The sequence below is a fragment of the Streptomyces sp. BB1-1-1 genome, assembly GCF_031597775.1.
Taxonomy (GTDB): domain Bacteria; phylum Actinomycetota; class Actinomycetes; order Streptomycetales; family Streptomycetaceae; genus Streptomyces; species Streptomyces thinghirensis.
This window is the reverse complement of record NZ_CP134203.1, coordinates 4688951-4702163: the sequence shown is the minus strand read 5'-3', so window position 1 is coordinate 4702163 and position 13213 is coordinate 4688951. Positions and strand designations below refer to the sequence as shown.

Annotated in this window: 13 protein-coding genes; 8 read left to right on the top strand and 5 right to left on the bottom strand. The window is 70.2% G+C overall.

Going from position 1 to position 13213, the window contains the following annotated elements; genetic code table 11:
• The first annotated feature begins 140 nt into the window (after positions 1–140).
• The 7 genes from RI578_RS21625 (at position 141) to pstB (ending at position 8391) form a co-directional block, all read left to right on the top strand.
• Positions 141–2381: an RNA degradosome polyphosphate kinase gene (locus RI578_RS21625; RefSeq protein WP_310872591.1), complete on the top strand. Its 2241-nt coding sequence runs from the start codon at positions 141–143 to the stop codon at positions 2379–2381.
• Positions 2362–3555 carry a CHAD domain-containing protein gene (locus tag RI578_RS21620; RefSeq protein WP_310872590.1) on the top strand — a complete coding sequence of 398 codons (1194 nt, stop codon included), beginning with the start codon at positions 2362–2364 and terminating at the stop codon, positions 3553–3555. Before RI578_RS21625 ends, RI578_RS21620 begins: the two co-directional genes overlap by 20 nt.
• 16 nt (positions 3556–3571) lie before the next feature.
• On the top strand, positions 3572–4009 hold the full coding sequence (locus RI578_RS21615; RefSeq protein ID WP_310872589.1) for an NUDIX hydrolase: 438 nt from the start codon (positions 3572–3574) through the stop codon (positions 4007–4009).
• A gap of 218 nt (positions 4010–4227) precedes the next feature.
• Complete coding sequence (gene pstS, locus RI578_RS21610; RefSeq protein ID WP_310872588.1) at positions 4228–5352, top strand: phosphate ABC transporter substrate-binding protein PstS; 1125 nt, start codon at positions 4228–4230, stop codon at positions 5350–5352.
• Between the two features lie 130 nt (positions 5353–5482).
• Complete coding sequence (gene pstC, locus RI578_RS21605) at positions 5483–6496, top strand: phosphate ABC transporter permease subunit PstC (RefSeq protein ID WP_310872587.1); 1014 nt, start codon at positions 5483–5485, stop codon at positions 6494–6496.
• Positions 6493–7557, top strand: a complete 1065-nt coding sequence (gene pstA, locus RI578_RS21600; protein WP_310872586.1) for a phosphate ABC transporter permease PstA — start codon at positions 6493–6495, stop codon at positions 7555–7557. Before pstC ends, pstA begins: the two co-directional genes overlap by 4 nt.
• Positions 7558–7614: 57 nt before the next feature.
• Positions 7615–8391 carry a phosphate ABC transporter ATP-binding protein PstB gene (pstB, locus tag RI578_RS21595; protein WP_210963639.1) on the top strand — a complete coding sequence of 259 codons (777 nt, stop codon included), beginning with the start codon at positions 7615–7617 and terminating at the stop codon, positions 8389–8391.
• Positions 8392–8596: 205 nt separating this feature from the next.
• On the opposite strand, the gene pitH is transcribed toward pstB, so the two are convergent.
• Positions 8597–9595, bottom strand: coding sequence for a low-affinity phosphate transporter PitH (gene pitH, locus RI578_RS21590; protein WP_310872585.1), 999 nt, complete (start codon positions 9593–9595; stop codon positions 8597–8599).
• A 7-nt stretch (positions 9596–9602) separates the two neighbouring features.
• Positions 9603–10223, bottom strand: coding sequence for a DUF47 domain-containing protein (locus RI578_RS21585; protein WP_053133402.1), 621 nt, complete (start codon positions 10221–10223; stop codon positions 9603–9605).
• Positions 10224–10471: 248 nt separating this feature from the next.
• On the opposite strand from RI578_RS21585, the gene RI578_RS21580 reads away from it, so the two are divergent.
• Positions 10472–10858 carry a metal-sensitive transcriptional regulator gene (locus tag RI578_RS21580; protein ID WP_310872584.1) on the top strand — a complete coding sequence of 129 codons (387 nt, stop codon included), beginning with the start codon at positions 10472–10474 and terminating at the stop codon, positions 10856–10858.
• Between the two features lie 49 nt (positions 10859–10907).
• Here the strand turns inward: RI578_RS21580 and RI578_RS21575 are convergent, their stop codons facing one another.
• The 3 genes from RI578_RS21575 to RI578_RS21565 all read right to left on the bottom strand — a co-directional run bounded on the left by RI578_RS21575 (position 10908) and on the right by RI578_RS21565 (position 13036).
• A complete protein-coding gene (locus tag RI578_RS21575) occupies positions 10908–11087 on the bottom strand; it encodes a hypothetical protein (protein WP_310872583.1) in 180 nt (59 codons plus the stop codon).
• 68 nt (positions 11088–11155) lie between these two features.
• Complete coding sequence (locus RI578_RS21570) at positions 11156–12064, bottom strand: hypothetical protein (protein WP_310875827.1); 909 nt, start codon at positions 12062–12064, stop codon at positions 11156–11158.
• A 261-nt stretch (positions 12065–12325) separates the two neighbouring features.
• Positions 12326–13036 carry a phosphatase PAP2 family protein gene (locus RI578_RS21565; RefSeq protein ID WP_310872582.1) on the bottom strand — a complete coding sequence of 237 codons (711 nt, stop codon included), beginning with the start codon at positions 13034–13036 and terminating at the stop codon, positions 12326–12328.
• Positions 13037–13213 lie beyond the last annotated feature (177 nt).

Here is a 13213-nt window from a genome sequence, read left to right as displayed (position 1 = left end):
CCCACACGTCATGTCCTCGTAACCATCGATTCAGACAGCCTTGCGACGCTCACCGAATGAAGCCGACCGCGCCACCAGGAGCAGAGCATTCCGCGCCTTCCGACGCGCCTGTCCTGCGCGCGGCGCGGAAGAATGGGTTCATGAGGCAGCCGAACAGCCAGGCAGAGGTCCAGCACACGCAGCCCTCCGTGGGTTCCATCGCCGCACACCGCCCGCACACCGTGGCCGCCACGGTCTCCGACCTGGAGCCCGACATCGACGCGGACCTCGACGGGTACGAGGAGTCGGAGGAGTCCCAGGCCGGCGGCGCCCAGCTCCCGCAGGGCCGCTTCCTGGACCGCGAACGCAGCTGGCTCGCGTTCAACGAACGCGTGCTCGAACTGGCCGAGGACCCGGGCACGCCCCTCCTGGAGCGCGCCAACTTCCTCGCGATCTTCGCCAGCAACCTGGACGAGTTCTTCATGGTCCGCGTCGCCGGCCTCAAGCGCCGCATCGCGACCGGCGTCGCCACCCGTTCCGCCTCCGGTCTCCAGCCCCGCGAGGTCCTGGAGATGATCTGGGCCCGCTCCCGCGAACTCATGGCCCGGCACGCCGCCTGCTTCCACGAGGACGTCGCCCCGGCACTCGCCGAGGAGGGCATCCACCTGGTCCGCTGGAACGAACTCGCGGAGAAGGAGCAGGCCCGCCTCTTCACCCTCTTCCGGCACCAGATCTTCCCGGTCCTCACCCCCCTCGCGGTCGACCCGGCCCACCCCTTCCCGTACATCTCGGGCCTCTCCCTCAACCTCGCGGTCGTCGTCCGCAACCCGGTGACCGGCCACCGCCACTTCGCGCGGGTCAAGGTCCCCCCGCTGCTCTCCCGCTTCCTGGAGGCGTCCCCGGGCCGCTACGTCCCCATCGAGGACGTCATCGCCGCCCACCTCGAAGAGCTGTTCCCCGGCATGGAGGTCCTGGAGCACCACGCCTTCCGCCTCACCCGCAACGAGGACCTGGAGGTGGAGGAGGACGACGCGGAGAACCTCCTCCAGGCCCTCGAGAAGGAGCTCATGCGGCGCCGCTTCGGCCCGCCCGTACGCCTGGAGGTCGAGGAGTCCGTCGACCGCGAGGTCCTGGACCTCCTCGTCCGCGAGCTGAAGATCGGCGAGGCGGAGGTCTACCCGCTCCCCGGCCCCCTCGACCTCACGGGCCTCTTCCGCATCGCCGGCATCGACCGGCCCGAGCTGAAGTATCCGAAGTTCGTCGCCGGCACCCACCGCGACCTGGCCGAGGTCGAGTCCGCGTCCGCGCCGGACGTCTTCGCCGCCCTCCGCAGCCGCGACGTGCTGCTCCACCACCCGTACGACTCCTTCTCCACCTCCGTCCAGGCCTTCCTGGAGCAGGCGGCGGCCGACCCGGACGTCCTCGCGATCAAGCAGACGCTGTACCGGACGTCCGGCGACTCCCCGATAGTCGACGCGCTCATCGACGCGGCCGAGTCCGGCAAGCAGGTCCTCGTCCTGGTCGAGATCAAGGCCCGCTTCGACGAGCACGCGAACATCAAGTGGGCCCGCAAGCTGGAGGAGGCCGGCTGCCACGTCGTCTACGGACTGGTCGGCCTGAAGACCCACTGCAAGCTGTCGCTCGTCGTCCGCCAGGAGGGCGAGACGCTACGCCGCTACAGCCACGTCGGCACCGGCAACTACCACCCGAAGACGGCCCGCCTCTACGAGGACCTCGGCCTGCTCACCGCGGACCCGCAGGTCGGCGCGGACCTCTCCGACCTGTTCAACCGCCTCTCCGGCTACTCCCGGCGCGAGACGTACCGCCGCCTCCTCGTCGCGCCCAAGTCGCTGCGCGACGGCCTGGTCTCCCGCATACACAAGGAGATACAGCACCACCGCGCCGGCCGTCCCGCCTACATCCGCATCAAGGTCAACTCGATGGTCGACGAGGCCGTGATCGACGCGTGCTACCGCGCGTCCCAGGCGGGCGTCCCCGTCGACGTGTGGGTGCGCGGCATCTGCGCGCTGCGCCCGGACGTGACGGGCCTGTCGGAGAACATCCGGGTCCGTTCGGTTCTCGGCCGCTTCCTCGAACACTCGCGCGTCTTCGCGTTCGGCAACGGCGGTGAGCCCGAGGTCTGGTTCGGCAGCGCCGACATGATGCACCGCAACCTCGACCGCCGCATAGAGGCCCTGGTCCGGGTCACCGACCCGGCCCACCGGGCGGCCCTCAACCGGATGCTGGAGACCGGCATGTCCGACGGCACCGCCTCCTGGCACCTCGGCTCGGACGGTGAGTGGACCCGGCACGCGACCGACGCGGACGGCTCGCCCCTGCGCAACGTCCAGGAGATGCTCATAGACGCCCGGAGGCGCCGGCGTGGCACAGCGACACCTTGACCCGACGGACCCCGCCGCCACGGCCACGGCCGCCGCCGGCCCGCCGGAACCCGCGGACCCGGACGCCCTCGCGGGCTACCTGCGTGCCCAGGCCACGGAGTTCCTCCGCGCCCTGCGCCAGCACCGGGAATCGGGCACGGGCACACACGGCGGGAACGGCGCGCACGGCGCGCGCCGCTCGGACAGGGCGACCCCGGACGCGGCCCCCGTGGACGCGGCCCGCGCCCTGCGCCGCGCCGCCCGCCGTCTCAGCGGCACCCTGCACACCTTCCAGCCCCTGCTGGACGCCGACTGGGCGGAGGGTATGCGCCCCGAGCTGGCCTGGCTGTCCGGCACGCTGGCGATGGAGCACGCGTACGCGTCCCGCCTGGAACGCCTGCTCCAGGCCCTGCACCGGCTGTCCGGCTCGTCGGCGCTCCCGGCCCAGCAGACGGCCGGCCGGGCCACCGCCGCCGTGTCCGCCACCGTGCCCGCCGCCCACCCGGCGCCCCCGGAGCGCGGCAGCCTCACCGTGGGCGCGGCCAAGGCGGGCGCGCTGCTCGACCGCCAGCTGACCCTGGCCCGCACCCGGGCGCACTCCACCGCCCTCCAGGCCCTGGGCAGCAGCCGCTTCCACGCCGTCGCCGACAAGGTCGCCTTACTGGCGAGCGAGGTCCCGCTGAGGACCACCGGGCCCGCCACGTCCGGGACCCGGACCACCGCCCCGAACAACGCCGCGTCCCCCACCGACCTCCGTCCCTTGGCCGCCGCCGCGGAGAACCGCCTCACCGACGCGGTGGCCGCACTGCCGCTCGTCACCGCGGGGAGCCCGTACAACGCGGAGGCGCTGATCCACGGCCTCTCCCCGGACCCTGTCGCCCACCCCCAGGACGCCCCGTGGCACCAGGTCCGGCTGCTGCTGCGCCTGCACCGGTACGCGCTCGAAGTACTGGCCGGCGAGGACGCCGAGGGCTCCGGTGACGTACGCCTCCTGGCCGCCGGCGAGGCCCTGAACCGCCACCGCGACGCCGCGGAGGCGGCCGCGGCCGCGGCCCAGGCCGCCCGTACGCCACGCATCGCACCCGCGACGGCGTACGCGCTCGGCGTGCTCCACGCCGACCAGCGGCATGAGGTGGAGGCGGCGAGGTACGCGTTCCAGCACAGCTGGCGCAAGGAACCCATCAGGCTGCCGTAGGACAGGAGGCGCGCGCGTGAGTCCCGCAGGCGACACGACCGTCCACGCGGCCGGCTGCGTGCTGTGGCGGCGCTCCCCGGCCGTCGGCGAGCTGGAGCTCTGCCTCGTCCACCGCCCGAAGTACGACGACTGGTCGCACCCGAAGGGCAAGCTCAAGCCCGGCGAGGACCCGCTCGCGGGCGCCCTGCGCGAGGTCGCGGAGGAGACGGGGTACGCCGCCGCACCGGGCGCCGAGCTGCCCACCGTCCGCTACCTCGCGGCCGGCCGCCCCAAGGAAGTCCGGTACTGGACGGCCGCGGCGACCACCGGCGTTTTCGCCCCGTCCGACGAGGTCGACCGCATCCTGTGGCTGGAGCCCGCGGCAGCCCGCGCCCGCCTCACTCAGCCGCACGACCGGACCCTCGTCGACGCTCTGCTCGCGACGCATCCGCTCGGAACCACTCCGTGTCCTTGACGTAAGCGTTCCGTGACCTCACCGCACCGTCCACAGGGGTTCACCCCCCGTTCATTTATGCCCTTCGGCGGCTTCACCTGTTCTGCCTAATTTCGGCCTTACAGATACGGGGCGCTTCCCGAAAACGCGTCCGTATCGCCCCAGTCTTGATCGTCTTCAACGCCACTCCTCGCACGCCGCCGGATTCAGGACGGCGGCTCCTGGAAGGAACTCCCTCAGTGAAGCTTCAGCGCATGAACCGGCGGGCCCTCGCTCTCGGTGCTCTCGCCGTCTCCGGCGCCCTGGCCCTCACGGCGTGCGGCTCCGACGACACCGGCGGCGGCAGCGGCGGGGACGCCAGCGCCACCGCCAACAGCAACATCAAGTGCGACGACGCCAAGGGCCAGCTCCAGGCCTCCGGCTCCTCCGCCCAGAAGAACGCGATCGACGCGTGGGTCAAGCAGTACGTTTCGGCCTGCCGGGATGTACAGATCAACTACAACCCGACCGGCTCCGGCGCGGGCATCACCGCGTTCCTCCAGGGCCAGACCGCCTTCGCCGGCTCGGACTCCGCACTGAAGCCCGAGGAGATCGAGCAGTCCAAGAAGGTCTGCAAGGACGGCCAGGCCATCGACCTGCCGATGGTCGGCGGCCCGATCGCCGTGGGCTTCAACGTCCCCGGCGTCGACTCGCTCGTCCTGGACGCCCCGACGCTCGCCAAGATCTTCGACAGCAAGATCAGCAACTGGAACGACCCGGCGATCGCCAAGCTCAACCCCGAGGCCAAGCTGCCCGACCTCAAGATCCAGGCCTTCCACCGCTCGGACGAGTCCGGCACCACGGACAACTTCACCAAGTACCTGAAGGACGCCGCGCCGAAGGACTGGAAGTACGAGGGCGGCAAGTCCTGGGAGGCCAAGGGCGGCCAGTCCGCCAGCGGCTCCTCCGGCCTCGCCCAGCAGGTGAAGCAGGTCTCGGGCTCCATCTCGTACTTCGAGCTGTCGTACGCCAAGGACGGCATGAAGACCGTCGACATCAAGACCGAGGCCGCCGAGCCGGTCAAGGCCACCGTCGAGAACGCCACCGCGGCCATCGGCGCCGCCAAGGTCGTCGGCACCGGCAAGGACCTCGCGCTGGAGCTGGACTACACGCCCACCGCCGACGGCGCCTACCCGCTCGTCCTGGTGACGTACGAGGTCGTCTGCGACAAGGGCAACAAGGCCGAGAGCCTGCCCGCCACCAAGTCCTTCCTGAACTACATGGCCTCGGAGGACGGCCAGGGCCTGCTGAAGGAAGCCGGCTACGCCCCGATGCCCACCGAGATCATCACCAAGGTCCGCGAGACCGTCTCGGGCCTGAGCTGACCCGAGTGCGGTCCGGCCTCCGAGCGGGGGCCGGGCCGCACCGTCCGGTGCACCGCCGCCAGGAGCCCCCGAGACGGACGGCTCCGCCCGAGCCGCCGCGTACGACGGCTCCGCAGACCGGAGAAACCCGATGGACATAACCACTGATCCCCAGAAGCCCGCACCAGCCCCCGTACCGCACCAGCCCCCCGGGAAGGACGCCAAGCGCGCCGCACGCGGCGCCACCCGCCCCGGCGACCGGATCTTCCTCGGGCTCTCCCGCGGTTCCGGCATCTTCGTGCTGGTCCTCATGGCCGCCATCGCGGCCTTCCTGACCTACCGCGCCTCGATCGCGCTCAGCAAGAACGAGGCCAACTTCTTCACCACCCTCGAGTGGAACCCCACCGGCATGCCGCCGGAGTTCGGCATCGCGGTCCTGGCCTTCGGCACCGTCGTGTCGTCGGTCATCGCCATGGCCGTCGCGGTCCCCATCGCGGTCGGCATCGCCCTGTTCATCACGCACTACGCGCCCCGCAAGCTGGGCGGCCTGATCGGGTACGTGATCGACCTGCTCGCCGCCGTGCCCTCGATCGTCTACGGCCTGTGGGGCGCGCTCGTCCTCGTGCCGCACATGGAGGGGCTCTTCGGCTGGCTGGACGAGTACCTCGGCTGGACCGGCGTCTTCGAGTGGAACCAGGGCGCGCCGCGTTCGCTGTTCACCGTGGGCATCCTGCTCGCGATCATGATCCTGCCGATCATCACCAACGTCAGCCGTGAGGTCTTCCGGCAGGTCCCGCGCATGCACGAGGAGGCCGCACTGGCCCTCGGCGCCACGCGCTGGGAGGTCATCCGCATGTCGGTGCTGCCCTTCGGCCGCTCCGGCGTCATCTCCGCCTCGATGCTCGGGCTCGGCCGCGCGCTCGGCGAGACGATGGCCGTGGCGATGGTGCTCTCCTCGAGCTTCGAGATCAACCTCAGCCTGCTCGACACGGGCGGCGGCACCTTCGCCCAGAACATCGCCAGCAAGTTCAACGAGGCGACCGTGATGGGCCGTGACGCGCTGATCGCCTCCGGTCTCGTCCTCTTCGTCATCACCCTGCTGGTCAACGGCGCGGCCCGGATGATCATCGGACGCCGCAAGGAGTACTCGGGGGCCAACGCATGAGCCACGCAACCCTTACCCCCAAGAGCCGCAGCTCCCTGCGCGGCGCCACGCTGCCCAAGTGGTTCCTGTGGGCGGTCGCCGCCGGCTCGATCGCGGCCGGCCTGGGCATCAGCGCCGCGGCCGGGCTGAACAGCAGCATCCAGTGGGCCCTGATCGCCGCGGTCCTCTTCGTCCTCGGCACGTACGCCATCTCGGCGCGCGTCGAGGGCGGGCGCCAGGCCAAGGACCGGGTGGCGACCAGCATGGTGTGGGTCGCGTTCATCGTGGCCGTGATCCCGCTGGCCTCCCTGGTCTGGGCGACCGTCAAGCGCGGTGTGAAGGTCCTCGACGGTTACTTCCTCACCCACTCGATGGGCGTGGTCGCCGACGCCGAGGTGGGTGGCGGCATCTACCACGCCATCCTCGGCACCCTGGAGCAGGTCGGCATCGCCACCCTGATCTCCGTGCCGATCGGTGTGCTGACCGCGATCTACCTGGTCGAGTACGGGAGCGGCAAGCTCGCCAAGGCCGTCACCTTCTTCGTCGACGTCATGACGGGTATCCCGTCGATCGTCGCCGGTCTGTTCATCCTCAGTACGTGGATCCTGATGCTGGACATGGGCCCGTCCGGCTTCGCCGGCTCGCTCGCCCTGTCGATCCTGATGATCCCGGTGGTCGTCCGCTCCACCGAGGAGATGCTCAAGCTCGTCCCGAACGAGCTGCGCGAGGCGTCCCTGGCGCTCGGCGTGCCGAAGTGGCGCACGATCCTGAAGGTGGTCCTGCCGACGTCGGTCGGCGGCATCACCACCGGCGTCATGCTGGCGGTCGCCCGCATCACCGGTGAGACGGCCCCCGTGCTGCTGCTGGTCTGGGGAACGGACTTCATCAACGCGAACCCGTTCCAGGACCCGCAGGAATCGCTGCCGATGTACATCTATCTGCAGTTCGCCAACAGCGGCGGCTACGGCGCGGCCTACGACCGTGCCTGGGCGGCGGCCCTGACGCTCATCGCCTTCATCATGATCCTCAACCTCGCGGCCCGCGGCATCGCCCGCTGGAAGGCCCCGAAGACGGGTCGCTGACGCGGCCAGAGCAACAACAGTCAGCGCCCCGGACACGCGAAAGAAGAAGTGATACCCATGGCCAAGCGCATAGATGTCAGCGGCCTCAACGCCTACTACAGCTCCTTCCTGGCCATCGAGGACATCTCGATGACCGTCGAGCCCCGCTCGGTGACGGCCTTCATCGGCCCCTCCGGCTGCGGCAAGTCCACGTTCCTGCGCACGCTCAACCGCATGCACGAGGTCACGCCGGGCGGCCGGGTCGAGGGCAAGGTCATGCTCGACGACGAGAACCTCTACGGCACGGGCATCGACCCGGTGGCCGTACGCCGCGAGGTCGGCATGGTCTTCCAGCGGCCGAACCCGTTCCCGACCATGTCGGTGTACGACAACGTCGCGGCGGGTCTGCGCCTGAACGGCAAGTACAAGAAGTCGGAACTGGACGACGTCGTCGAGAAGTCCCTGCGCGGCGCGAACCTCTGGAACGAGGTCAAGGACCGCCTGAACAAGCCGGGCTCCGGCCTCTCCGGCGGTCAGCAGCAGCGCCTGTGCATCGCCCGCGCCATCGCGGTCGAGCCGAACGTGCTGCTCATGGACGAGCCCTGCTCCGCCCTGGACCCGATCTCCACCCTCGCCATCGAGGACCTGATCGGCGAGCTGAAGGAGCGCTTCACGATCGTCATCGTGACGCACAACATGCAGCAGGCGGCGCGTGTCTCGGACCGTACGGCGTTCTTCAACCTGGCGGCGGTCGGGCAGCCCGGCAAGCTGATCGAGATCGACGAGACGGAGCGCATCTTCTCCAACCCGTCGGTCCAGGCCACGGAGGACTACATCTCGGGCCGCTTCGGCTAGGCCCGACCCGAGCCCCTCGCGGTGCTGCATGGCGGTGCCACCGCGAGGCGCACAAGGGCCCGCCCCCCGATCCGGGGGGCGGGCCCATCGCCATGCCGCCGCCGCTGCGGGCAGTCGTGCCGTTGGGGCGGCACGGGTGGGCGCAGCGGCACCCCGTCACGCCGGGCAGCGCACCCACCCCCGGCCCGCACCCACGCCGGGGCCGCTACAGGAACGCCAGATTCACAACCCAGAACGAACACGCGGCAACCACCGCAGCCGCCGGCATCGTGATGAACCACCCCATGATGATGTTCTTGGCGACGCCCCACCGCACGGCGTTCACCCGCTTCGTGGCCCCCACACCCATGATCGCCGAAGTGATCACATGGGTCGTCGAGATCGGCGCGTGGAACAGGAACGCCGACCCGAACATGATCGACGCCCCCGTCGTCTCCGCGGCGAACCCCTGCGGCGGATCCAGCTCGATGATCTTCCGCCCCAGCGTCCGCATGATCCGCCAGCCACCCGCGTACGTCCCCGCGGACAGCATCAGCGCACAGGCGATCTTCACCCACACCGGGATGGGATCGCCGTAGTCCTCGACATCGGCGATGACCAGCGCCATCACCACGATGCCCATCGTCTTCTGCGCGTCCTGCAGACCGTGCCCCAGCGCCATACCCGCCGCGGACACCGTCTGCGCGATACGGAAGCCCCGCTTCGCCTTGTGCGGATTGGCCCGCCGGAAGATCCACATGATGGCGGTCATCACCAGGTAACCGGCGAGCAGTCCGACCACCGGCGACACGAACATGGGGATGACGATCTTGTCGAGGACCCCGTGCCAGTACACGGTCGTACTGCCGGCCAGCGCCGCCCCGACCATGCCGCCGAACAACGCGTGGGAGGACGAGGACGGCAGACCGAAGTACCAGGTGATGAGGTTCCAGACGATGGCGCCGACGAGCGCCGCGAACAGGATCCCCATCCCCTTCGAGCCTTCAGGGGTCTCGATGACCCCCTCACTGACGGTCTTGGCGACCCCGGATCCCATGAACGCACCGGCGAGGTTCATGACGGCGGCCATCGCGAGCGCCGCCCGGGGCGTCAGCGCGCGCGTCGACACGGACGTCGCGATCGCGTTCGCCGAGTCGTGGAAGCCGTTGGTGTACGTGAAGAAGAGCGCGACCCCGATGGTCACGACCAGAGCGAAGGTGTCCATGAAGAGGTCAGGACTCCTTGACCGCGATGGTCTCCACCGTGTTCGCCACGTGCTCGAAGGCGTCGGCCGCCTCTTCCAGAACGTCCACGATCTGCTTCAGCTTCAGCACCTCGATGGCCTCGTACTTGCCGTTGAAGAGGTGGGCGAGCAGCTTGCGGTGGACCTGGTCGGCCTGGTTCTCCAGCCGGTTGACCTCGATCCAGTACTCGGTGAGGTTGTCCATGGTGCGCAGGTTCGGCATCGCCTCGGCCGTCAGCTCGGCGGCCCGCGCCAGCACCTCGATCTGCTGGTCGACGCCCTTGGGCAGTTCCTCGACGTTGTAGAGGACGACCAGGTCGACGGCCTCCTCCATGAAGTCCATGATGTCGTCGAGGGACGATGCGAGGTTGTAGATGTCCTCGCGGTCGAAGGGCGTGATGAACGAGGAGTTCAGCTGGTGGAAGATCGCGTGGGTCGCGTCGTCACCTGCGTGTTCGGCGGCCCGCATACGCTCTGCGATCTCGGCCCGGGCGGATGCGTCCGCCCCGAGCAGTTCCATCAGGAGCTTGGAGCCCGTGACGATGTTGTCCGCGGAGGCGGCGAACATGTCGTAGAAGCTCGTCTCCCTGGGGGTCAGACGAAAGCGCACGTGGGGTCCTCGGGGTGCATCGGTTTCGGTCAGGCTGATGCTAGGCGCATCATCCGGCCACGGCTAACGGGCCGTCCCCCAGTGTCGCCCATCAGGCAGAGTGATGAGCAGGGGGGCGACGCCAGGGGCTCTGTCAAGGGCCCCCTACCCCGCAAAGTTCGTTACCATATACCCGCCAGGGGTATATGTCCGCTATCTGCCCGAACTCTGCCCACTCTGCCCACTCTGCCCCACAACAGGAGGACGCGATGACGACCACCGAGGCCGGCGCAGGTGCGCCCTCCCCCGCCGTGGACGCGGTGGAGACGGACGGGACGGACGGGACGGACATCGTGACCGACCACGACCGCGGTGTGCACGGCTACCACAAACAGAAGGACGAGCACCTCAAGCGCCTGCGCCGCATCGAGGGCCAGATCCGCGGCCTGCAACGGATGGTCGACGAGGACGTCTACTGCATCGACATACTCACCCAGGTCTCCGCCTCGACGAAGGCCCTGCAGTCCTTCGCGCTGCAGCTCCTGGAGGAGCACCTGCGCCACTGCGTCGCCGATGCGGCCGTCAAGGGCGGCGCCGAGATCGACGCGAAGGTGGAGGAGGCGACGAAGGCGATCGGCCGCCTCCTGCGCACCTGACCCCGGAGCCGGCAGGACCGCCCGCCCGCCCGCGCGCCCGGCCGGCTTCCTACTGGTCGGCCCCGGCCCCTCGCTCCTCGGCCACCCGCAGCACCTCGTCGATGCTCTCCAGGCTGAGCCGCTCCCGGGCCGCCGACGCCGCGATGATCAGTTCGCCGCACAGCTCGATCTCGGCGAGGGCCACGTGGTCCTGAACCGTCGTACCGCCGACCGGAGCCACGCGCGTCACCTCGTCTCTGCCGTCACCGACTTCCTAGAGTAGGGAGCGGCCTACACACCGCGCATGGCACGGAAGGGCTAGTTCTTGCCGCCCGACCCCTCGCCCGACGCCTCCCCCGGCTCCTCCGGCTCCCCCGGCTCTGCGGCGATCTTGCCGGCGTAGATGTCCCGGTCCTCCGGCAACCGTACGCGGACGGCGGCGCCGAAATCGTAGAGCAGCGTCGTCGAGGCGACGGCCACGGTGCCCTCGTCCCGCCCGTTGGTGAAGCTGAAGCGGTGCCGGACCTTGCGGATACGGCCCTCGTCGTCGAGGTAGGCGTCGAACGGCACCTCGGCGGTGGCGAACCCCTTCGCCGCCGCGGCCAGCGCCTGCCTGTTCCCGTCCGACGCGCCACGCGCCGCCCGAGCGAGGTCGGCGGTCCCCCGGTAGTGCCGCACCGCGGTCCCCGCGACCTCCGTCCGCCCCACGTACGTCGCCGTCCGGGTCCCGCGCAGCACCTCGGCGGCGGCGAAGGGGTCGGTCGCGCCGCCGGTCACCAGGTTTCCGTCGGACAGCGACGCGGTCTCCACCCGCACCCACTTGTCGTCGGGCACGCCGGCCCCGCGGTTCTTCATGAAAAGGGCACCCGGTGCGAGCAGTTCGGTGATCGGCCGATGCTCACTGGACCCCGCCGGGTCCTGCGGCAGCCGGACCTTCAGCCGCCCGAGCCGCCCCTCGAAGTCGTACACGCCCTCGCCCCGGATGGTCACCCGCGTCCCGCCGCTGGCCATCTCCATCGCGGTGCGCGCCTTGGCGCTCCCGGCGGCCACCAGCCGGTCGGCGGCCCGGTGCAGCACGGCGACCGGATCGCCGCCGCCCGTCCCCTGAGCGGCGGCCCCCTGCCCGGAGCACCCGCTCCCGGCCAGACACGCGCAGATCACGCCCCCGGTGAGGACGAGCCCCCCGCCCACCCTCCTACTTCGCCGCTCCCTCTCCCACCCGACCATCGCCACCTACCCAGCCGTCACACGTGTTCCGGACCCCCTGCCGTCCCGGTTAACGAGGGGCAGGCGACCCCGGTAACGTTGTGGGCGTGGCGCAGCAGGAAGGTCTCGAAGCTCCCCAGGAAGTCCCGGAACACCTCACGAGGACGGTCGAACAGGGCCCGTTCTGCCTGGCCCGCTGCACCTGCGGCTGGCGAGGCCCGGCCCGCAGAGCGAGAAGCCAGGCCCGTACGGACGCGAAGACCCACGCACCGACCTGACGTCTCAGGCGGCGAGGTCCCGCTCTCCCGCCTCCGCACTCTCCTTGCGCGCCCCCGGGATCACGGCGTCGCGCCCGGCGGCGTCCCCTCGCCCCCGCGCGCTGACCAGCCACCCCACCCGGGGTGACCGCTCGACGGCCCGGGTCAACGGCGTCAGCAGGGCCATGGCGACCGGCGACAGCAGCAGCGCGACCGCCGTACCGAGGGCGAAGCCGCCCACGACGTCCGTCGGGTAGTGCACGCCCATGTAGACCCGGATGAACCCGCCGAACACCGCGAGCACGATGGCGAGGAGCCCGAACTTCCGGTTGGCGACGAACAGGGCGACGGCCAGGGCCATGCACAGCGTGGCGTGATCGCTCACGAAGGAGAAGTCGTCCTTCCCCGCGACGAGCACTTCCAGCCCGTCATGGGACTTGAACGGCCGCGGCCGTTCGACGAAACCCCTTATCGGCACGTTGACCAGTACCGCGACACCGGCCGCGAGCGGCGCCCACACGAGTGCCGCCACGTTCGAGGCCGCGTCCTCGCCGCCCCGCCGCCGCACGGACCACCAGCACCACAGCACCAGCAGCACGATCGCGAACAGCAGTCCGTACTCACCCACGAACTCCATGACCCGGTCGAACCAGTGCGGTGCATCCTTGGCCAGGCCGTTGATGTCGTAGAGCAGCTCGACGTCGGGGTTCGACCCGGATTCGGCGAGTCCAGCCATGGTGCTGCGGCCCCTTCGTCATGTCCTCCGGCGCACCGAGCGCACGCCTCTTCTGCCACCCCCGTGGTCGTAGATCCGCCGGTTCCTTCTCGGCCCGCACACCTACACGTCAACAGGAACGCACGGCCCCCGTTGATACGTTCCACGCTCCACCGAATGATCACGCAGACGTTATCG